Source organism: Pelagibius litoralis (genome assembly GCF_011683915.1).
Lineage (GTDB): Bacteria > Pseudomonadota > Alphaproteobacteria > Kiloniellales > Kiloniellaceae > Pelagibius > Pelagibius litoralis.
The window spans coordinates 193,063-213,930 of record NZ_JAAQPH010000005.1; the positions used below are offsets into that span (position 1 = coordinate 193,063).

At 64.1% G+C, this 20,868-nt stretch carries 20 protein-coding genes; 11 read left to right on the forward strand and 9 right to left on the reverse strand.

Going from position 1 to position 20,868, the window contains the following annotated elements:
- Window positions 1–141 precede the first annotated feature (141 nt).
- The 5 genes from lpxC (at window position 142) to HBA54_RS29850 (ending at window position 6,699) form a co-directional block, all read left to right on the forward strand.
- Window positions 142–1,095, forward strand: a complete 954-nt coding sequence (lpxC, locus tag HBA54_RS08515) for a UDP-3-O-acyl-N-acetylglucosamine deacetylase (protein WP_167223420.1) — start codon at window positions 142–144, stop codon at window positions 1,093–1,095.
- A gap of 237 nt (window positions 1,096–1,332) precedes the next feature.
- Window positions 1,333–2,160, forward strand: a complete 828-nt coding sequence (locus HBA54_RS08520; RefSeq protein WP_167223422.1) for an outer membrane protein assembly factor BamD — start codon at window positions 1,333–1,335, stop codon at window positions 2,158–2,160.
- Between the two features lie 32 nt (window positions 2,161–2,192).
- On the forward strand, window positions 2,193–3,863 hold the full coding sequence (gene recN, locus HBA54_RS08525; RefSeq protein WP_167223424.1) for a DNA repair protein RecN: 1,671 nt from the start codon (window positions 2,193–2,195) through the stop codon (window positions 3,861–3,863).
- 46 nt (window positions 3,864–3,909) lie between these two features.
- A complete protein-coding gene (ligA, locus tag HBA54_RS08530; protein ID WP_167223426.1) occupies window positions 3,910–6,033 on the forward strand; it encodes an NAD-dependent DNA ligase LigA in 2,124 nt (707 codons plus the stop codon).
- Between the two features lie 216 nt (window positions 6,034–6,249).
- Window positions 6,250–6,699: a GFA family protein gene (locus tag HBA54_RS29850; protein WP_167223428.1), complete on the forward strand. Its 450-nt coding sequence runs from the start codon at window positions 6,250–6,252 to the stop codon at window positions 6,697–6,699.
- 393 nt (window positions 6,700–7,092) lie between these two features.
- Here the strand turns inward: HBA54_RS29850 and HBA54_RS08540 are convergent, their stop codons facing one another.
- Entirely contained in the window at window positions 7,093–7,989 is an 897-nt protein-coding gene (locus HBA54_RS08540; protein ID WP_167223430.1) for a LysR family transcriptional regulator, read from the reverse strand.
- A gap of 102 nt (window positions 7,990–8,091) precedes the next feature.
- Here HBA54_RS08540 and HBA54_RS08545 point away from each other — a divergent pair, with 102 nt between their 5' ends.
- Window positions 8,092–8,589: a lactoylglutathione lyase family protein gene (locus HBA54_RS08545; RefSeq protein ID WP_167223432.1), complete on the forward strand. Its 498-nt coding sequence runs from the start codon at window positions 8,092–8,094 to the stop codon at window positions 8,587–8,589.
- 89 nt (window positions 8,590–8,678) lie between these two features.
- On the opposite strand, the gene HBA54_RS08550 is transcribed toward HBA54_RS08545, so the two are convergent.
- From HBA54_RS08550 to HBA54_RS08565, 4 genes are all read right to left on the reverse strand, one after another.
- Window positions 8,679–9,668: an aldo/keto reductase gene (locus HBA54_RS08550; protein WP_205944499.1), complete on the reverse strand. Its 990-nt coding sequence runs from the start codon at window positions 9,666–9,668 to the stop codon at window positions 8,679–8,681.
- 177 nt (window positions 9,669–9,845) lie between these two features.
- Entirely contained in the window at window positions 9,846–10,022 is a 177-nt protein-coding gene (locus HBA54_RS08555) for a hypothetical protein (protein WP_167223434.1), read from the reverse strand.
- 110 nt (window positions 10,023–10,132) lie between these two features.
- Window positions 10,133–10,966 (reverse strand): ergot alkaloid biosynthesis protein, encoded by an 834-nt coding sequence (locus HBA54_RS08560; RefSeq protein ID WP_167223436.1) that lies wholly within the window; start codon window positions 10,964–10,966, stop codon window positions 10,133–10,135.
- Window positions 10,956–11,423, reverse strand: coding sequence for a nuclear transport factor 2 family protein (locus HBA54_RS08565; RefSeq protein ID WP_167223438.1), 468 nt, complete (start codon window positions 11,421–11,423; stop codon window positions 10,956–10,958). The genes HBA54_RS08560 and HBA54_RS08565 overlap by 11 nt, the downstream gene beginning before the upstream one ends.
- A 60-nt stretch (window positions 11,424–11,483) precedes the next feature.
- On the opposite strand from HBA54_RS08565, the gene HBA54_RS08570 reads away from it, so the two are divergent.
- Window positions 11,484–12,107 carry a TetR-like C-terminal domain-containing protein gene (locus HBA54_RS08570; RefSeq protein WP_167223440.1) on the forward strand — a complete coding sequence of 208 codons (624 nt, stop codon included), beginning with the start codon at window positions 11,484–11,486 and terminating at the stop codon, window positions 12,105–12,107.
- A 139-nt stretch (window positions 12,108–12,246) separates the two neighbouring features.
- On the opposite strand, the gene HBA54_RS08575 is transcribed toward HBA54_RS08570, so the two are convergent.
- Entirely contained in the window at window positions 12,247–12,876 is a 630-nt protein-coding gene (locus HBA54_RS08575) for a VOC family protein (RefSeq protein WP_167223442.1), read from the reverse strand.
- A gap of 72 nt (window positions 12,877–12,948) precedes the next feature.
- Window positions 12,949–13,707, reverse strand: coding sequence for an SDR family NAD(P)-dependent oxidoreductase (locus HBA54_RS08580; protein WP_167223444.1), 759 nt, complete (start codon window positions 13,705–13,707; stop codon window positions 12,949–12,951).
- Between the two features lie 208 nt (window positions 13,708–13,915).
- Here HBA54_RS08580 and HBA54_RS08585 point away from each other — a divergent pair, with 208 nt between their 5' ends.
- From HBA54_RS08585 to HBA54_RS08600, 4 genes are all read left to right on the forward strand, one after another.
- Complete coding sequence (locus tag HBA54_RS08585; RefSeq protein ID WP_167223446.1) at window positions 13,916–15,343, forward strand: MFS transporter; 1,428 nt, start codon at window positions 13,916–13,918, stop codon at window positions 15,341–15,343.
- 134 nt (window positions 15,344–15,477) lie between these two features.
- Window positions 15,478–16,467, forward strand: a complete 990-nt coding sequence (locus HBA54_RS08590) for an MBL fold metallo-hydrolase (protein ID WP_322095996.1) — start codon at window positions 15,478–15,480, stop codon at window positions 16,465–16,467.
- Window positions 16,468–16,513: 46 nt separating this feature from the next.
- Complete coding sequence (locus HBA54_RS08595; RefSeq protein WP_167223448.1) at window positions 16,514–17,065, forward strand: aggregation factor core; 552 nt, start codon at window positions 16,514–16,516, stop codon at window positions 17,063–17,065.
- Window positions 17,066–17,282: 217 nt separating this feature from the next.
- Window positions 17,283–18,017 carry a DUF5765 domain-containing protein gene (locus HBA54_RS08600; protein ID WP_167223450.1) on the forward strand — a complete coding sequence of 245 codons (735 nt, stop codon included), beginning with the start codon at window positions 17,283–17,285 and terminating at the stop codon, window positions 18,015–18,017.
- A 71-nt stretch (window positions 18,018–18,088) separates the two neighbouring features.
- Here the strand turns inward: HBA54_RS08600 and HBA54_RS08605 are convergent, their stop codons facing one another.
- Window positions 18,089–20,323: a xanthine dehydrogenase family protein molybdopterin-binding subunit gene (locus HBA54_RS08605; protein ID WP_167223452.1), complete on the reverse strand. Its 2,235-nt coding sequence runs from the start codon at window positions 20,321–20,323 to the stop codon at window positions 18,089–18,091.
- Window positions 20,324–20,327: 4 nt separating this feature from the next.
- Window positions 20,328–20,786 (reverse strand): (2Fe-2S)-binding protein, encoded by a 459-nt coding sequence (locus HBA54_RS08610; protein WP_167223454.1) that lies wholly within the window; start codon window positions 20,784–20,786, stop codon window positions 20,328–20,330.
- Window positions 20,787–20,868 lie beyond the last annotated feature (82 nt).

Below are 20,868 nucleotides of genomic sequence, written 5' to 3' on the forward strand. Positions count from 1 at the left end.
GCCAAAAATCGTGGCTTTGCCCGAGCAGACTGCTTGCGGCCCGGATGAAGAATTGCCTGGTTCTCCAGGTCCGGGCGAATAACAAACGGCAGCTGAGCGGGATCATGTGGGTAGATGAACCTGAGGACTGAGATAACCAATATGGCAAGAGATCGCGCATCGGCAGGCAATGTCGTTCGTCAGCAGACGCTGAAAAACTCCATCCACTGCTCGGGCGTGGCGTTGCACTCCGGCGCCAAGGTCAATATGGCGCTGCACCCCGCCGAAGCGAACAGCGGCATCGTTTTCCGTCGGACCGACGCTGACGGCGGAACGGAGATCCAGGCGCTCTGGAAAAATGCGATCGAGACCCCGCTCTGCACCACGCTGGTGGATGTCCGGGGCAACCAGATCGCCACCATCGAGCATCTTATGTCGGCCCTCAGCGGCTGCGGTATCGACAATGCGGTGATCGAACTGAACGGCCCGGAAGTGCCGATCATGGACGGCAGCGCCGCCCCCTTCGTTTTCCTGATCGAATGCGCCGGCGTGACGGTGCAGGACAGCCCGCGCCGTGCGATCCGGGTTCTCAACGAAACCGTGGTTTCCGAACCGCATCGCGCCGCATCGCTGTCCCCCGGAGCCAGCTATACGGTGGGTTTCGAGATCGATTTCGGCGATACCCTGATCGGCCACCAGGAGTGGTTCACCGAGGTAGCGGAAAGCGCCTTCAAGCGCGATGTCGCCCGGGCACGTACCTTCGGCTTCGTGCAGGACATTGAGAAACTGCGGGCCATGGGCTTGGCCCGCGGCGGCTCCCTGGACAATGCGGTCGTGGTCAACGGCAAGGAGATCATGAACGAAGAGGGACTGCGTTACAGGAACGAGTTCGTGCGCCATAAGGTGCTGGATTCGATCGGCGATCTCTACCTCGCCGGCGGCCCCATCATCGGCCACTTCCAGGGCGACCGGGCGGGCCATGCCCTGACACTGCGCCTGTTGAACACGCTCTTCGCCGACACCGAGGCCTGGGAATGGACCGACCTGACGACCGGCAGCGCCGCGCCGGTGGCCGCCCAGATCCAGCCGGAGCGCGCCGTCGCCGCCAGGGCCTGAACGGCATAAAGCAATTGGAGAGGGGCCTTTAGGGGCCAGCGACCGGCCCGGCATCGTCGATGCCGGGCCGGTCCATTTTCGTGCTCTTTAGACCACAGTCGCGAGCATGAGGCCGCTTGAGACGCCCGCCGCTTGGACCTATAGTCTCGGCTGAGGTTTCACGCCGGTCCGGCAGGTACAGGACCGGTCAGAATCCGGTCGATTCGCTCGGGGTGCGCGCTTGACGCGCAAGGATTTATGATCGCAGAGAAAAACACAACCAGAGCCACCTACCCGCTGGGCCGTGTCGCTGCCGCAGTCCTGCTGGCATTCGCCATTGCGGCCTGCAGCTCGGACGAGCCGCCGGCCTATGTGGAGCGCCCGGTGGAAGAGCTCTACAACGGCGCCCTGGACGCCCTCCAGGTCGGCGAATACGAGGAAGCGGCCCGCCTTTTCGACGAGGTGGAGCGCCAGCATCCCTACTCCGAATGGGCATCGAAGGCGCAGTTGATGGCCGCCTACGCCTTCTACCAGGAGAACCGCTACGACGAGGCGATCAATGCACTCGACCGCTTCATCGAGCTGCATCCCGGCAGCCCGGATGTCAGCTACGCCTTCTATCTGAAGGCGATCTCCTACTACGAGCAGATCTCTGACGTCGCCCGCGACCAGAAAATGACGACCGAAGCGCTGAATGCCCTGGAAGATCTGGCCCGCCGCTTCCCCAACAGCAAATACACCCGCGACGCCGAGCTGAAAATCGATCTGGCGCTGGACCACCTGGCCGGCAAGCATATGACGATCGGGCGCTTCTATCAGGACCGCAGCGAGTATCTTGCCGCCATCAACCGTTTTCGCACGGTGATCGAGCGCTACCAGACCACGACCCATGTGCCTGAAGCGCTGCACCGGCTGGTCGAATCCTACATGGCGATCGGTATTCTCGACGAGGCCAAGGCAACGGCGGCGGTCCTGGGGCATAATTTCCCGGGCAGCGACTGGTACATCGACAGCTATGCCTTGCTGACCGGCGAAAACCTGCGCCCCGAGGAAAGCGAGGGATCCTGGATCTCCAGCATCTTCTGACGATGGGGCCGGCGAATCTCCGGGATGGGTGAATGCTGGTCAGCCTGTCGATCCGCAATATTGTCCTTATCGAAAAGCTCGACCTGACCTTCGACCAGGGCCTGGGTGTCCTGACGGGCGAAACCGGGGCGGGGAAATCCATCCTGCTCGATTCCCTGGGCTTTGCCCTGGGCCACCGCGCCGATGCCCGCCTGCTGCGCCCCGGTGCCGAGCAGGCCGGGGTCACGGCGACCTTCGATGTCGGCAGCGGCCATCCGGCCTGGGCCGTCCTGCAGGAGCAGGACTTTGAGATTGAGGATCAACTGCTGATCCTGCGCCGCATCCTGACCAAGGACGGGCGCAGCCGCGCCTACGTGAACGATCAGCCTGCGGCCGTGGCGCTGTTGCGCCGGCTGGCCGACAGCCTGATCGAAATCCAGGGCCAGTTCGACCAGCGCGGCTTGATGGACCCGGCGACCCATCGCGGCCTGCTGGATGCCTATGGCAAGCTTGAGAACAAAGCCACCGGCGTCGCCGGGCTTTGGCGGCGCTGGCGCGAGGCGGCCGCCGCGCGCGAAGCCGCGGCCCAGCGCCTGGCGGAGGCCCAGCGCGACGAAGCCTATCTGCGCCACGCGGTGGAAGAACTGACGACCCTCGACCCGCAGCCGGGAGAAGAAGCCGCCCTGACGGAAAAGCGCAACCGCCTGATGCACCGCGGCAAGTTGATCGAGGGCGTCAACGCCGCCAACCGCGAAATCGAGGATGAGGAACGCGGCGCCGCCGCCGGGCTGGGCCGCAGCCAGCGCGCCCTGCAACGCATCGCCGAGACCGCCGGTGAGGCCCTGGCCCCGGCAATCGAGGCGGTCGAGCGCGCCCTGCTGGAATGCGAGGAGGCCCAGGCGCAGTTGAGCGCCTTTGCCCGCGATATGGAGATGGAAGCCGACGGCCTGGAAGCGGTGGAGGATCGCTACTTCGCACTTCAGGACATGGCGCGCAAACATCACCGCGGCGTCGAAGACCTGACCGCGCTGCGCGACGAACTGGCCGCCCGCTTGGGCGCCATCGACGGCGGCGAAGCCGAGTTGAGCGCCCTGGCCCGCGAAACCGCGGAGGCGCGCCGCAACTACATGGCGGCAGCCGAAACGCTCTCCGAAGCACGCCGCAAGGCCGCCAGGAAACTGGACAAGGCCGTCGCCGCCGAACTGCCGCCGCTGAAGCTGGAGCGCGCCGTCTTTGCGACCGGCATAGAGCGCCTGGAGGAACCGGACTGGTCGGCCCAGGGGCTGGACCGCATCGCCTTCGAGGTCGCGACCAACCCGGGCAGCAAGGCCGGGCCGCTGGGCAAGATCGCCTCGGGCGGCGAGCTGGCGCGCTTCCTGCTGTCGCTGAAAGTCGTGCTGGCGAGCATCAATCCGGAGCGCAGCCTGGTCTTCGACGAGGTCGACAGCGGCGTCGGCGGCGCGACCGCTCATGCCGTGGGCGAACGCCTGGAGCGCCTGGCCCGCGACCGCCAGATCCTGGTGGTCACCCACAGCCCCCAGGTCGCCGCGCGCGGCGCCCAGCATTGGCAGGTGCAGAAGGAGCCCAAGGGCAAGCAGGTCGCGACCCAGGTCCATCATCTGGATGCCGGCGACCGGCGCGAGGAGATCGCGCGCATGCTGTCCGGCGCGGAGATCACCGACGAGGCCCGCGCCGCGGCGGAGCGGCTGATCGGCCCCGCCTGAGCCGACCTTTCTTTTTTGTACGACCGAGCGAATAGAGCCGCGCCGCATGAGCCCAACCAAGATCAAAGACAAGACCGTGGAAAGCCTCAGCGCTGAAGAGGCAACGGGGGAGCTGGCGCGCCTTGCCGCCCTGATCGCCCAGCACGACCGGCTCTATCACGAGAAGGACGCGCCGATGATCAGCGATGCTGATTACGACGCCCTGCGCCGCCGCAACGAGGCCATCGAAGCGCACTTTCCCGAGCTGATGCGCGCCGACAGCCCGAGCCTGAGGGTCGGCGCCGCGCCCGCAGCCGGCTTCGGCAAGGTGCAGCACGCCGTTCCCATGCTTTCCCTCGGCAATGCCTTTGCGCCGGAGGACGTGGGCGAGTTCCTGGCCCGCATCGCCCGCTTCCTGGGACTCGACAAGGACGCGCCGCTGGAAGTGATGGCCGAGCCGAAGATCGACGGCCTTTCCTGCGCTCTGCGCTATGAGGGTGGCAAGCTGGTACAGGGCGCGACCCGCGGCGACGGCACGACCGGCGAGGAGATCACCGCCAACGTGCGCACCATCGCCGACCTGCCGCAGCAGTTGAAGGGTAAGGGCTGGCCCGATGTTCTGGAGGTGCGCGGCGAGGTCTATATGTCGCGCCACGACTTCGCCGCCCTGAACGAACGCCAGGAAGCAGCCGGCGGCAAGATCTTCGCCAACCCGCGCAATGCCGCCGCCGGATCGCTGCGCCAGCTCGACCCCAAAATCACCGCTGAGCGGCCACTGCATTTCTTCGGCTACGCCTGGGGCCAGATTTCCGCCCCGCTGGGCGCCACCATGATGGAGGCGCGCGGCCAGCTGGAAAGCTGGGGCTTCACCCTGAACGAACCCTCCGCCCTCTGCCGCGGGCTCGACGACCTGCTGGCCTACTACGAAAAGATCATGGCCGGGCGCGCCGAGCTGCCCTTCGAGATCGACGGCGTTGTCTACAAGGTGAACCGGCTCGACCTGCAGGAACGCCTCGGCTTCGTCAGCCGGGCGCCGCGCTGGGCCATCGCCCACAAATTCCCCGCCGAGCAGGCGGAAACGCGGCTGAACGCCATCACCATCCAGGTCGGGCGCACCGGCGCCCTCACCCCGGTCGCCAATCTGGAGCCGATCAGCGTCGGCGGCGTGGTGGTCGCCCGCGCCACCCTGCACAACGAGGACGAGATCGCCCGCAAGGACGTGCGTGAAGGCGACCATGTGATCATCCAGCGTGCCGGCGACGTGATCCCCCAGGTGGTCACCGCCGTCATCGCCAAGCGGCCCAAGGACAGCAAGCCCTACGTCTTCCCCGACCACTGCCCGGTCTGCGGCAGCCTGGCGATCCGCGAGGCCGGAGAGGTCGTGCGGCGCTGCACCGGCGGCCTGATCTGCAACGCCCAGATCGTCGAACGGCTGAAGCACTTCGTCTCGCGCAACGCCTTCGATATCGAGGGCCTGGGCGGCAAGCACATCGAGGCCTTCTGGCAGGAAGGCCTGGTGAAATCCCCCGCCGACATCTTCCGCCTGCACGACCAGGAAGAAGCGATCGGCGAGCGCGAGGGCTGGGGCAAGCTCTCGGCGAAGAACCTGGTCGCCGCCATTGAAGCGCGGCGGACCATCGGCCTCGACCGCCTGATCTTCGCGCTGGGCATCCGTCAGATCGGCGAGGCGACGGCCAAGCTGCTGGCGCGCAGCTACGGCGACTTCGCCGGCCTGCGCGCTGCGATGATCGCCGCCCAGGCCGAGCGCGCCGCGGCGCCCGAGGCGCGCAAGCCCGAGGAGGTCGGCGAACACTACGCCGAGCTCTGCAACATCGAGGGTATCGGCATGGCCATGGCCGACGACCTGGTCGGTTTCTTCGGCGAGCCACACAACCTGACGGTCCTCGACGACCTCGCCGCCGCGCTCACCATCGAAGCGGTGGCGGCGCCCGCCACCAGCGACTCCCCGGTTGCCGGCAAGACCGTGGTCTTCACCGGCAGCCTGCAGACCATGACCCGCAGCGAAGCCAAGGCAAAGGCCGAGACTCTCGGCGCCAAGGTCGCCGGCTCGGTCTCCAAGAAGACCGACTACGTCGTCATCGGCGCCGACGCCGGCTCCAAAGCCAAGAAAGCCGAAGCCCTGGGCCTCACCATGCTCAGCGAAGAAGAGTGGCAGGCGCTGATCGGGTGATGGGAAACTGTGCGCGACCGAGCCTTGTGGAGCGAAAACCGACCGTTGGATCGATGTGTTTCGACGACAGCTTCCGACCCCAGGCAGTCATTTGGATTGGTCAGCACGAACGGCCGAAAACTGGACATTACTGACTCTGGGCTGTCACCGACATCATTAGATGACCTCATGACTTTCAAGCGAACTCCCGGCTGACGAATACAGGACGACATAGCTATGGCATTACGGACAGCGACATGCAGGTGCGGGCAACTCAGTGCACGCTGTGAGGGCGAACCGGTGCGTGTGTCCGTTTGTCATTGTCTTGAGTGTCAGAAACGCAGCGGCAGTGCTTTCGCAACTCAAGCCCGTTGGCCAGATGAACAGGTGACTGTTTCTGGAGAATCGGTTGTTTGGGAACGCGTTGCCGATAGCGGCCACCGCGCGACATATAGATTTTGCCCTGTTTGTGGATCGACACTTGCCTACGTCATTGAGGGATGGCCGGGTGTAACCGCTATTCCCCTTGGTGCTTTCGCAGATCCCAATTTCCCAAAGCCCGGCTTTTCCGTGTATGAGCACAGGAAGCATTCCTGGATCGAGGTGCTCGGAGACGAAGTCGAACACTCATCTGATCCCGGTATCGCGCAAACACAAGGCAGATACCTGGGAACGGAACAAGACTAGCTGGGTATTTTTCAGCGTCCATCATGGGCTCAAACCGGCCTTTCACTACAAAGCCAACGAATGACCGTTTCCGGCCTAAGGCAGTCCTCATCGACTAGATCGGATCATGTTTTGACGGAACCACTTTGTGGTTGCGCCAAAACATGTGAATCCGATCGACATCAAACAGTTAGAGCAGATTCACCCGGTCGATGGATCGCCTTCGGCGATTCCATCCGACCGGGATCTGCTCTAACGGCGCTCGACGTCACGCTGCTGGATGTTGCGGAGTCCCATCCAACTGTAGGGTCTGGAGCCTGTCCTCCATAGATTGAACCACAGACGCGAGGTGCGGCACGGCCGCATCGGGTCTTCTCTTGTCCTTACAGGAAAACAAAATCAGCAAAGGCAGGGTCATTCAGGTTCCAGTGTTTTAGCGACCGCCATAATGACGTCAGATATCCGCGCAAGCCGTGCCGGCATCCGCCGCCCACGCTCGAATGTCAGCCACAGTTCATGGCGACGGGTCTTGATCAGGGGGGCAATCCGCAGGTCTTCCCGGCGAGGAAAAGCTTCCACCCCGCTGCGTGGCAACAGCGTATAGCCGATACCATGCGCGACAGGTGCCGGGATCTGGCTGATCTGGTTCACGAAGGCACGAACGTGCAGCCGATCGGACCCTTTAAAGTCGTCCGGAAAGTTGAAGGCGAATAGCTCGTCGGCGTAAGCAAAACCGTCGGGGTGGGCGACGAAGCCTCGGGCTTCAAGGTCCTTGAAAGTTATTTGCTCTGGTGCATCGCGGGCGGGCAGGAGAAGGCAAAGCTGCTCCTCGCCAAGACGAATGGCGTCCAGCCTGGGATGATCAGGCTTGCGTCCGACGATGCCGAGGTCAAACCGCCGGGTCAGGACACCCCGAAGGATATCGTCCTGAGGCGTGGCTTCCAGCCGCATCATCAGGCGCGGCGCATCGCGCATCAGAGGCAGCAAGTGGGGATAGAGCAGCATTGCAAAACTCCCCGAGCAGGCAATGCTCACCTTCCCGACATCGGGGTCATCGTTCTGGATCGTTTCCCGTAGAGTCTGATCCTCGATCCGCCGCGCCCGCCCCACTGTCAAAACGGCCTCGCCAGCAGGCGTCAGGCTGAAGCTCTTGCCCTGCCGCGAGATCAGCGCCTGGCCGAGCTGTTCTTCCAGCTTGCGCAGGTGCTGCGAAACGCCGGGCTGCGTCATTCCAAGCAGGTCCGCCGTTCGTGTGAAGTGGCCCGTCTCGCAAAGCACCGTGAAGGTTTCGAGCCATTGTGCGTTCAGCATAATGATTACAATTCATTATGGAAATAATTCAGAATGATAATTTTGAAAATAGATATGGCAAGCCTAAATGCTTTGTCACCACTTCTAATTGAGGACAGTACTATGCAACCCACCCCCAAGAGCTTCTCTCATATCGGCCTGTCCGTGCCTGATGTCGACGCGGCGGTTAAGTTCTATACCGAGGTATTTGGCTTCTACACCATCATGGAACCGACAGAGGTTGTCGAAGACGACAGCGATATCGGGCGGATGTGCACCGACGTATTGGGTGCCGGATGGAAGCATCTGCGCATTGCGCATCTCTCCACTGCGGACAGGATCGGCATTGAGCTGTTCGAGTTCGATGGCAACCATGCCCCCGAAGACAATCTTTCATTCCGCAGGCATGGCACGTTCCACTTCGCCATTCAGGACCCCGACCTTGAAGGCCTTTTGGAGCGGATCGTGGCGGCTGGAGGCAAGCAGCGCATGCCTGTTCGGGAGTATTTTCCAGGCGAGAAGCCCTATCGCATGGTCTACGTCGAAGATCCCTTCGGTATCGTATTCGAGCTCTACAGTCACAGCTATGAGCTGACCTATTCGGCTGGCGCCTACACCTGACCGTCGATTCATCCGGCATCAAAGCCAAAGCCCTGCGCCTCACCATGCTCAGCGAGGAAGAGTGGCAGGAGTTGATCGGCTGATCGGGGCTACCTTGCCCGCGCCGGCCCCTCGGGGCCCCGTGTCAGAACCACTTCTATTTCGGCCATGATCTCCGCCGGAAGCGGGCCGTAGTCGAGCGCGGCGGCATTTTCCTCGGCCTGTTCGGCATTCTTTGCGCCGGGGATGGGAAGCGTGTTGGGAGACTTTGCCAGCAGCCAGCATAGAGCCCCCTGCCCCAGGGTTCTGCCCCCGGCCGTGATGAGGTCGCGCAGGGCGTCCAACTGCCGCGCATAGTCCGGTGAGGCGCTGCCGCTCTCAAAATAGTTCTGCCAATCGGCATCGTTGCTGCGGATATCATCCTTGGGGACCCGGCGGCCATCTGAAAACGTGCCGGTCAGCACCCCCATGGCAAGCGGCGAGCGGTTCAACTGAACCAGGTCGTGGGCTTCAGCCGCGGCGCTCAGGGAGGGCGCATCAACGAAGATGTTCATGGCGTGCTGAACGGCGATGAAGCCGTCACGGCCCGCCATGGCATTGACGCTGTCGGGAAAATCGGTGCTCCATCCATAGGCGGCAATAGACCCGCGGGAACGTAACGCTTCGAGCGTATCGAAGACCGGCATGGCATCCTCGACCGCCAGGCCGTTTAAGTGCAGCAGCATGACGTCGATCCGGTCACGCTGCAGCCGCCGGCGGCTTTGATCGACAGAGTCTTCGATATAGGCCGCATCATATTGCGGGCCCGTCATCTGCTTGCTTTCCGCGTCAAAGGAATGGCCGAACTTGGATACGATAACGGCATCCGGCCGGTCGCGCAGCGCCTCACCCAGCAAAGTCTCCGAATGCCCGGCGCCATAAACCGCCGAGGTGTCGAAAACGCGGACGCCGGCCGCCCAGGCGGCGTGAACCGCCTTTGTGGAGTCGGCATCGTTGGTGCCGGAATAGCCCACCGGTACATCGCCGTTCCAGAACGGCCCGCCGATCGCCCAGCATCCCATACCGATGCGCGGCGCCGCCTTGAGAGCATTCTGTGTCATCCCGATGCCTTTCCGTTTTGAAGCCATCCAAAACGATAAACCCGAGGCACGCGATAAGCAGGCCGCAGAATTCGAAAGCGCCCTTTCAGCAATGAAACGAAGCTGGTGTGGTGAAAACTTATTTTCCCGGACGCACGCGGCGAAAGGCTTGTCGCCGGAGACCCGAGACGCCGATCCTCAGGTCAGCTCACGAACGCCGTCTGGTGTCTCGATCCCGGCGGTGAGGCGGATCTTGTCGCCGGTCACAAAGGTCACACGATCATCGGCGAAGACCGGGGCGAGACGTTCGCCTTCCGGATTGACCGTTTGGGCAGCAGCAAACCAGTCAAAGAGCGTGACTGAAATCACGCTCATTCTCACAGTTGGGCCAATGTCTCAAATGGGCTCAATCCGATCGCAGTGCTATGGCAGCAAGACTCCGTCAGCAACCTGCGAGGAACGCGGCTTATGATGCCATAGACACCTTATCGCCAGACGGCCTCGTTTTCGGCGACGAAAGCGTCGAAATCGCGTGGGCTTCGACCGGCAAGGCGCTGGACACCGTCGGTAACCCGATCTTCGGAACCCCGCGAGATCGCCTCATCCATATCCGCAAGCGCCTTTGCGTATACTTTGTCAAACCCATTGCCCATCAGGCGCGCCATGAAGTCTTCATAACTCATTCCAACGTGATGGATGGTGCGGACAAGGCGCGAGGACAGCCGTTCCGCGACATCGTCGTAGCTCAACGGCTCTGGACCGGTCAGGATGACATCGGTGTTCGGCGCATACTCGGCTGTCAATGCACCAGCGGCAGCCGCAGCTATATCGTCGGCGTCGATAAATGGCACACGACCGCGACCTGCGGCGGTATAGATCGCATTTTCGTCGCGGATGGTCGGCAGATGCTGCTGTTCGGAGAAGTTCTGCATGAACCACGTCGGGCGCAGAACGCACCATTCCGGCGCCACTTCACGTAACACGGAATGAACGGCCCCCATCATCGGCCCGCCGGCCTCAAGCGAAGACGCACTGAGCAGAACGAAACGACGAACGCCCAGCTTTAGCGCCTGCTCGATAGCGGGGACCATGACTTCGGCGTGGTCTGCCCGGTCGGTCGGCGCGACCAGATAAGCGGCATGGATTCCTTCGAAGGCCGTCCCGAAGGTTTCCGGTCGCGCCCAGTCAAAGCTCACCTCGCCAGGTCGGTCGGCGGTCCGGGCGGCACGCCGTGTGGGCGCGCCCATTCCGGCCAGATGCACCGCCAGACGACTTCCGGTTTTTCCGCGGGCGCCAATGATCAGAATCTCACCCTGCATGACCGGTTTCCCCTTTGAGGATCCGGCTCAAATCCCCGTCGGACCCGGTCGCCCGCAAAACCACCAAGGGGTTCCAGTAGTCCTTGTAATGGGCGATCAGCCCGTCACGCAGTTGCACGACCGAGATATAGTTCTGGTCATAGCGCGCATCGTTGAGACGTGATGAGCCAAAGCATTTGAATTCAATCACAAACGTTTCGCTCTCCGCGTCTTTGTACGTCGCCCGCAATTCCATCGATTCGATGTCGATCAGCTCAGAAACCTTTGGCAGATACGCGGCCAGCGCCGCTTTGCCATCAAGCCGCGAGACCGCGGCCTCCGGAGCATAGGGAAACTCAAAAACGATGTCTTCGGCACACATACTCAGAAAATCCTGAGCGTCGGATCGGATCGCGGGGCCCATTGCCTTGCGCAGTAAACCGGAGAGGCTTGGGAATACATCTACAGTTTGTGTCATGGGGTTTACCTCATCGCAACGGAACGGTATCGTTCCGACGAATAATATAGGAACACACAAATGGAACGCAACCAGTCCGACGCAAAAACGCGCCGCAACCTCTCCGGAGCGGCGTTAAAGCGGCCTGCGGTCACCAAGGCGCTGACCCGGGCGCTCTTCGAAGAGTGGGCGCAGACCGGTTACTCCGCACTTAGGCTGGAACGCGTGGCGGCACGGGCCGGAGCAGGCAAGGCGGCCATCTACCGGCGCTGGTCTTCGAAACATGAGTTTGTCAGCCAAGCTGTCGCCTCTATAGCGGTGGATATCACGGATATGGACGACGAGGGGACGCTTGAGGCCGACATTCTGGCGTTCCTGAAGTCGCTCCGGCGTGTACTGCGCCACCCGATCGCGGGGCGCATTCTGCCTGACCTCTTTGCCGAATGCGCACGGTCGGACGAACTGGTGCCGCTTCTGGACAGGATAGCAAGTGCACGACGCGATCGAGGTCTCGAGATAGTGGATCGCGCTATTTCACGCGGCGAGTTGCCTGCGGAGCTGGATCGCGAGTTGGCGCTCGATCTGATCCCTGCACCACTCTACTGGCGGATGATTTCGACCCGAAGGCGCGCTTCGATGTCTGATCTGGAACGACAGGCAAAAGTCATTTCGGCTGCATTGCGAACCGCAAGAATGGGCGAATAACCGCCCTTGGCCGTTTGCAGTCTCTCAATTCTATAGACGCCACCTAAACTGCAAAACCGGATGTAACGCTTTCCCGCCCAAAGGCGCTGTCTGGGTCGTAATCCCTCACGGGCAGAACAGCGACACGAAACGTTGGGCCTCAGATCAGGCGGCGAAGACCATTCGGCGTCTCGATCTCGGCGGCGAGGCGGATCTCGTCGCCGGCCACAAAGGTCACGCGGTCATCGGCAAAGAGCGGGGCGAGACGCTTAGCGATCTCGGTGGCGTTGGGATGATGGACGGTGAGCCGCAGCAGCCGGCAGCCAAGGTCGGGCATCGCGGCGCCGGGCAGCGGGCCCGGCGGCCACTGCAGGAAGGTCGGGTGCGCGCCCTCGAACGGCATCGACCCGTCGTCGGGGATGGAGATGCGCCAGGACAACGTGCCCCGCGTCAACTCGGTCGCCAGGCCAAGGCTGGGCTGCGCCGCCGCCAGAGCGGCATCGATGTCGGGCGTGCGCAGCACCCAGGTCGCCAGCCGGGGCGGCTGCGCCCGGTTGCGGTCTAGTCCGAACCACCGCGGATGCTTCGGCGCCGGCGCCGCCGGATCGACGGCGATAATCTCAAGAAATTCGTCCTCACCCAGACGCATCAGGTGATTGTGGGTGCCCATCAGCGGGTGCGCCCCGCCCGACGGCACATCGATGCCGAGGCTCTCACGGACAAAGGCGATGCCCGCTTCCAGGCTCGGCGCGGAGACGGCGATATGGTCGAGGGTAAGCTTGGGGGGCATGGAGTCTTCCTTGTCGGATCGTGTCGGCGAATGTTGCAATGAGGAAGGCGGCGGCCCCGCTTTAACGCGCCCTCAGATCGACCCCGCTTCGACCATGTAGTTGTTGGCGCTGCACATGGCGGCGTCGTCGGAGGCAAGGAAAACCACCATGCGGGCGACGTAGACCGGTTCGATGAGGTCGGGCAGGCACTGGCGGTCGCGGTGTTTTGTCAGCGCCTCCGGCGTGGTCCAGAGTTCCTTCTGGCGCTCGGTCATGATCCAGCCGGGCACCACGGTGTTCACCCGGATGCGGTGGCCGCCGAGGTCGCGGGCCATGGTGCGGGTCAGGCCGTGCACTGCTGCCTTCGCCGTGGCATAGGCGGGGAAGCCGCCCCCGGCCTCCCACCACGAATTCGAGCCCATGTTGATGATGGAACCGCCGCCGGCTTCGATCATGCCCGGCGCCACCGCCTGGATGGCGAAGAACTGATGGCGCAGATTGGTGGCGATACGGTCGTCGAAATACTCCGGCGTGGTCTCTTGCCAGTCATGGCGGTCGTCGCGCGCGGCATTGTTCACCAGCACGGTGGCCGGGCCCAGCTTTTCGCGCAGCGAAACGAAGGCGGCGCGCAAGCCATCGATGTCGCGCAGGTCGCAGATCTCAAAAGCCACATCGCCGCCGAGCTTTTCGCTCAGCGCCGCAGAGCCCTTCTCGTCCAGATCGACAAAACCGACCCGCGCGCCCTGGGCGGCAAAGGCGGTGACGATCTCGGCCCCGATGCCCGAGGCACCGCCGGTCACGAAGACGGTCTTTCCGGCAAGGCTGGGGTAGTTGGCGAAGTTTGCTGTCATGTTTCTTTTCCGTGGCTCGCTGGGGGAGAGAACGACGATACAAGGATCGGCCCTTTGCGCAAAGCACGGCCCCTGCCGGCTTTCGGTTCGCGGCAAAGGAATTTAGGATCGGCGCCTGCGGCGCGCCGAAAGCGGATGGATTGATCCCGGAAACGGCGCAAGGTGTTGTCCCCCCCCTCAGACCCAAGCCGAAGGACCAGGCGTTCTCTTGAGCAGCAGCGAAGAAACGGCAGTAAGATGGCGGGAGATCCTGAGCCGCGAACACGGGCCTTCCCTGGCCCTGGTCTGCCTGGGGGTCTGGCTGCACGCGGCCGACGCCCTGCTGGTCGCGACCATGATGCCGGCCATCGTCGCCGAGATCGGCGGCACCCGGCTGATTTCCTGGACCGTTGCGCTCTATGAGATCGGCTCCATCGTGGCCGGGGCGGCCAGCGGCCTGCTCGCCCTGCGCCACGGCCTGCGCCTGCCCATGACGGCGGCGGCCTGCCTCTTCGCCGTCGGCTGCGCCCTCTCGGCCCTGGCGCCGGAGATGTGGATTCTGCTGGCCGGGCGCCTGCTCCAGGGCTTCGGTGGCGGCGGACTGATGGCGCTCTCCTTCGTTTCGGTCGGGCTGCTGTTTCCCCGGCGCCTGACGGCGCGGGCCATGGGGGCGGTTTCGACCATCTGGGCGGTGTCCGCCTTCCTCGGCCCGCTCATCGGCGGGCTCTTCGTCGAGCTGGCGTCCTGGCGGACCGGTTTCTGGTTCTTCGCCCTGCAGGCGCTGGTATTGGCCGCCTGGCTGATCACCCGAAAGGACGCGGCGGCGAAGCCTGCCGAGGCAACAGGGGCTGCGCGCTTCCCGGTTTTCCGGCTGCTCTGGCTCAGCGCCGGCGTCGTCGCCATCGCCTATGCGGGCATAGAGATCTCAACCCTGCACACGCCGGCTTTCGTGCTGGCCGGCCTGATCTGCCTGTTCCTCTTCCTGAAGCTGGACGCGCGCAAGGCCGAGAGCCGCCTGCTGCCGGAAAACCCCATCGGCTTCCGCAACCGCCTTGGTGCGGCCCTGACCATGATTCTCTGCTTCACCGCGGCCACCATCGCCATGAGCATCTACGGTCCCCTGCTGATGACACGGCTGCACGGCACGCCGGTGATCGTGGCGGGCTATATCCTGGCGCTGGAAGCGGTCGCCTGGGCCACGGTCGCCGCCCTGCTGTCGGGCTCGCCCGAGCGCCGCGACCCGGCCATGATCGTCCTGGGCATGCTGCTGGTTACCGCCAGCATCGCCGGCTTTGCCTACAGCGTCCCCCTGGGTCCGGTCTGGCTGATCGCGGTCTTCGCCATGGTGCAGGGCTGCGGCTTCGGGATGGCCTGGACCTTTATCCTGCGGCGCGCCACGGCGCTGGCGCCCGACGGCGAGACACAACGGGTAACAGGCGCGATCCCCACGGTGCAGCGGCTGGGCTATGCCCTGGGCGCGGCCTATGTCGGCATCGTCGCCAACGCGGCGGGGATTGCCGGGGGAATTACAGGCGATAACGGTCCCGGGGTCGCCGACGGCCTGGATTTCGTTGCCGCCACCATCTTCCTCGCCTGCCTGCCCCTCGCCCTGCTGGGCCTTCTCGCCGCCGCGCGGTTCGTGCAGGCAAAAGCTTAGACGGCCCGGTCTGGGCTTCAAGGGGTCTGGGCTTCACGGGAACCGCGCATTGGTTTCTTTGCGATTGCGGCAGCCGGTGGCATCCTGGCCGTAGTCACGATCTGTCGTCGAATTGCCTTAAGGAGGAAGAAGCGGTGAGAAAAGTCTATACAGTGCTATCGACAGTGCTATCGACAGTGCTATCGGCCATTGCCGCCATCGGGCTCATCGCCACGGCCGCCGAGGCGGCCGACGTGAAGGTCACGCCCCTGGGCAGCCATGACGGCGAATTCTGCCGTCTGGACCGGGCCATGGTCTTCGAAGACCCGGACGGCACGCGCATTCTCTATGATGCCGGGCGAACCGTCGCCGGCGCTGACGATCCGCGCTTGGGCGATATCGACGCTGTCCTTGTCAGCCACGTGCATGGCGATCACCTGGGGGACCGCCGTATCCCCGCCCCCAATGCCGGGGACTGCGGCAGCTCCGACTTCAGCGTTTCGACCACACCGAACTCCAACTCCGTCGACATCGCGATCGCCAAGAATGCAAAAATGGTCCTGGGCAGCGAGATGCCGCGGTTCTTCGCCAACAAGGTGAAGGCCCTGGGCGGCGATCCGAAATCGGTGCAACTGGTGCGCTTCGGTGCCTCGCGCAAGGTCGGCGGCGTGGCGATCACCACAGTGCCGGCGGTGCATTCCAACGGCCTTTCGGGCGCCTTCATCGAGGGCGAACTGGGTGAGCATCTCAGCACCGCGGGCCTCACCGCCTATGTCGGCCCGCCGACCGGCTATGTCCTCAGCTTCAGCAACGGTTTGGTCGCCTATCTCTCCGGCGATACAGGCGTCACCGCGGAGCAGGATACGGTGGTGCGCAGGCAATACGGCGCGAAGCTGGTGGTAATGAACATCGGCGATACCTTCACGACCGGGCCGACGGAGGCAGCCTTCGTGATCAACGAGTTGATCCAGCCCGCCGCGGTCATCCCTTCCCACGCCAACGAAGTGGCGACCGAGGACGGCAAGGTTGTCGCCGGCAGCCGGACCGAAGCTTTCCTGGGCGCCGTCAAGGTACCGACGCACCTGCCGCTCAGTGGCCGCACCATGTCGTTCGACGCGGATGGCAGTTGCACCGCCGGCTGTTAGAAGCCACCACCACAACGCGGTCCCAAAACAAGAAGGAGAGCCCGCCATGACGACCCATCGCCCGTCGGTCATCCGCGTTTGCGCCTTGGTGCTCGTCATGGCGGGCACGGCCAGCGCCGCCCCGGCGCAGGTGCTGGTGACCTTTCAGGAAAGCGCACCCAAAGATCGCTTCGAGATCCGCAACACCGGGGGTTGCGCGCTTGGCGCCATGAAGCTGACCCTCGATCTGGCCGAATCATTGGGCGGCCTGATCTTCGACACCTCGGCGCGGGGGCCGGGGGTGGAGGTCTATCAGCCCTTCGAACTGGTCGAGGGAGCCACGCGCGTTCCGGATATACCGGCGGTGCGCGACGGCGGCCGTTCGATCGAACTGGCCATGAGCGGCCTGGCCCCGCGCGAAGTAGTCGCCTTCACCATCGACGTCGACGACACCCTGACAAGCAACCCGCTGGGTCAGACTCGTGTCGCCGGGTCGGAGATCATGGGGGCTGCAGTCGCCATAGACTTCCTGGATGACAGCACGGCCTTACCGCCCGTGACGGCACGCTTCGAAGGCAACGCGATGGCCGAGCTGCCGGTCTCCAACTGCATTTCGTGAGCGAGCGGCGGCGTACAGACCTTCTCTCCAATTGACGCTGAGCGGCCCTGCGTCGAATCGCCCAAGCGCATATTGTCGTGGCGAAAGCCATGGACTTGTGCTTCCCTGAAAAACTGATCTTTAGGCATTAGCAGACGGCGAGACGTTTGGTACTCCTGGCTCTCGCGCTCTCTCCCTCAGCGGCGATGCGCTGTTTCTGAGGGAAGCGGGAAAAGCCATGTGTTGGGGCATGACGGCGTCGGTGACGATGGTGGGGGTTGGCACCATCGGGGCCGTGGTGCTCGCGCGGCGCAGAGAGCCCAAGGCCATCTGGCTGACTCTCGGCTACTTTTCCGCCATGGAGGCGCTTCAGGCGAGCGGCTACTTGGTGATCGACCAATGCGGATCGCCGGCAAACCGAGCGATCACCCTGTTGTCCTACCTCCACATCGTTTTCCAGCCCTTTTTCATCAACGCCTTCGCCATGGAGCTGGTGCCCGGTTCGGTTCGGCGGAAACTGCGCCGCGGGGTTTACCTCTGTTGCGCGCTCTCGGCCGCGGTGATGCTGGCGCAGCTCTATCCCCTGCCCTGGGCCGGGGCCTGCCGCCCGGGCACGGCGCTCTGCGGCAGCGAACTCTGCCTGGTCGCCGGCGAGTGGCATATCGGCTGGAGCATTCCCTACAACGGCCTGTTGCTGCCTTTTGAGGACCTGCTGGGCCTTCACGCCGGCTTCCCCACCTATATGCTGGCGGCATTCCTGCTGCCCCTGGCCTACGGCGCCTGGCGCTTCGTCGTCTTCCACGCCATGGCCGGACCGCTTCTGGCGGCGACACTGACAGACAATCCCTTCGAGCAGCCTGCGATCTGGTGCCTTTTCTCCATCGGTATCCTGCTCATCTCCCTAAGCCCGCTGATCCGCCGCCAGTTCGAGGCCACCACCTGGTGGGCCTGGCCCAAATCCTGGTACGGCTGAGCCCCAAAAGCACAACCCCTCCCCGGCGCGCTGCCGGAGAGGGGTCAGAAGCTGGTGTTCTTTAGCTACTTCTATGCGCCGGTCAGGCCATGCAGGGCCATGGGGAGCTGTCTGATGCGCCGTCCCGTGGCGGCATAGACGGCGTTGGCGACCGCCGGCCCGACGGGCGGGGTGCCGGGTTCACCGACACCGGTCGGCAATTCGGCAGAGGGCACGATGTGGACCTCGACCTCCGGCATTTCATTGATGCGCAGCGGCAGGTAGTCGTGGAAGTTGGACTGCTCCACACGCCCGCCGTCCAGGGTGATGGCGTCGTGCAGGATGGCGCCCAGGCCATAGCCGATGCCGCCTTCCATCTGCGCCTTCACCACGTCCGGGTTCACCGCCAGGCCGCAGTCGACGGCGCAGACCACCTTCTCCACCTTGATCTGGCCGTCGCCGTCGATGGAAACCTCCGCCACCTGGGCGACGTAGGAAGCAAAAGACTCATGCACCGCAACGCCGCGTGACCGCCCTTCGGGCAGGGGGCTGCCCCAACCGGCCTTTTCCGCCGCCAGCTTCAGCACCGCCGCATGACGCGGATGGTCCTTCAGCATGGCCATGCGGAATTCGACCGGGTCGCGCCCGGCAGCCTCGGCCAGTTCGTCGAGGAAGGCTTCGGTCGAATAGGCGGTATGGGTGCTGCCGACGGCGCGCCACCACAGCACCGGCACGTTCACGTCGGTGGTGTGCAGATCGACCGCCATGTTGGGGATGGCATAGGGCAGGTTGTTCGCCCCCTCCACCGAGGTCTGGTCGATGCCGTTCTTGATCAAGGCATCCGCAAAGGGCGTATTGCGTATGATCGACTGACCGACGATGCGGTGGTGCCAGGCGACGAGGTTGCCCTCGGCGTCCAGCCCGGCGCGCAGCCGTTGGAAGTACATCGGACGGTAACGCCCGCCCTGGATGTCGTCTTCCCGGGTCCAGATCACTTTCACCGGCGCCCGGCCATCGATGGCTTTGGCAACGCTGACCGCTTCGGAAACCATATCGGCGTTGGGCGTCGCCCGGCGACCGAAGCTGCCACCGGCCAGGAGCGTGTGAACGCGCACCTGCTCCGGCTTCAGCCCGCTGATCGCCGTGGCCGCACCGTGATCGACCGTGGGGATCTGCGAGCCCGTCCAGACATCGCAGGAGTCCGGGCCGAGCTGCACCAGGCAATCGAGCGGCTCCATCGGCGCATGGGCCAGGAAGGGGAACTCGTAGTCGGCTTCCAGAACCGTGGCCGCCGAAGCCAGTGCCTCTTCCACTGCGCCTTCGCTGCGCACCATGTCGCCCGGCTGGTCGGCCAGGCCCTTGTACTCGGCCATGATCTCCGCCGAGCCGCGGGTCTCGCCCGTGGTCTCGTCCCAGACGATGTCCAAAGCATCGCGGCCGTTCTTGGCCGCCCAGTAACCCTCGGCGAGAACGGCCACGCCCTGCGGCACGGCCACCACGTCGGTGACGCCGGGCACCGCGCGGGCCGCCGTGTCGTCAAAGGATGCCAAGGTCGCACCGAACACCGGCGGGCGGGCCAAGACTGCCGTCAGCATGCCCGGCAGGGTTTTGTCCATGGTGTAGATCGCCTCGCCGCGGGTTTTGGCGCGGGAATCGAGGCGCGGCACGTCCTTGCCGATCAGGGTGAAGTCCGCCGGATCTTTCAAGGTTACCTCGGCGGGGGCGTCCATCTCTGCCGCCCTTTCCGCCAGCTCGCCAAAACCTGCAGTGTTCCCCGAGGCAGCGTGCGAGACGACACCCTTGGCCACGGTGATCTCACCGGCCGGAACACCCCAGAGGTCGGCGGCCGCCAGCACCAGCAGGGCGCGGGCCCCGGCACCGGCCTGGCGCATCTGCGTGTAGGAATTCGCGGTACTGGAGCTGCCGCCGGTACCCTGAACCGGGCCCCAATGGAGGTTGTTGTAGAGCGTGGCATCGGCTGGCGCATGTTCGGCGCGCATCTGCGACCAGTCGGCGTCCAGTTCCTCGGCCACCAGCGTGGCGAGGCCGGTATAGGTGCCCTGGCCGAATTCGATGTGCTTGATCAGCACCGTCACGCTGCTGTCCGGCGCAATGCGCACAAAGGCATTGGGATTTACCGGGGCCGCGGTGCCCGCCGGGGCGGCTGCCTTGGCGATCTTATTGCCGGCCTGCGGTAACACCACGCCGATGACGAGACCGGCGCCGACGGCGGCGCTGGCCTTGAGGAATTGCCGGCGGTTGGTCGCCGGAATTTCCGACTCATGGGGAACCGGCGCCGTGGCGCTGTTTTTCAATCCTGCAAGCATGGCGTCAGGTCTCCATCATCTTGGCGGCTTCGTGGATCGCGGCGCGGATGCGGACATAGGTGGCGCAACGGCAGACATTGCCGCTCATCGCATCGTCGATGTCCTCGTCGGTCGGTTTCTGGTTCTCGCTCAACAGGGCGATCGCCGACATCACCTGACCAGACTGACAGTATCCGCACTGCACGACGTCGAGTTTCTCCCAAGCGGTCTGAACGGCCTCGGCCGCTTTGCCGGAGACGGCCTCGATCGTCGTGACCGCGCTGCCTTCGACGTCCTCGACAGCCGTCGAACAGGACCTCACGGGTATCCCGTCGACATGGACGGTGCAGGCGCCACAGAGCGCCACACCGCAGCCGAACTTCGTTCCGGTCATGCCCAGTTCGTCGCGAAGAACCCAAAGCAAAGGGGTATCCGGAGCAGCGTCGATCTGACGCTCCTCCCCATTGATCAGCAGTTTCACCATTCCTGCGGCTCCAGATCTTATGTGTGTGAAGGCGTTGCCCAAAACGCCTGAATTGGGGATGCCCCGGATCAGGTGTGCCCTG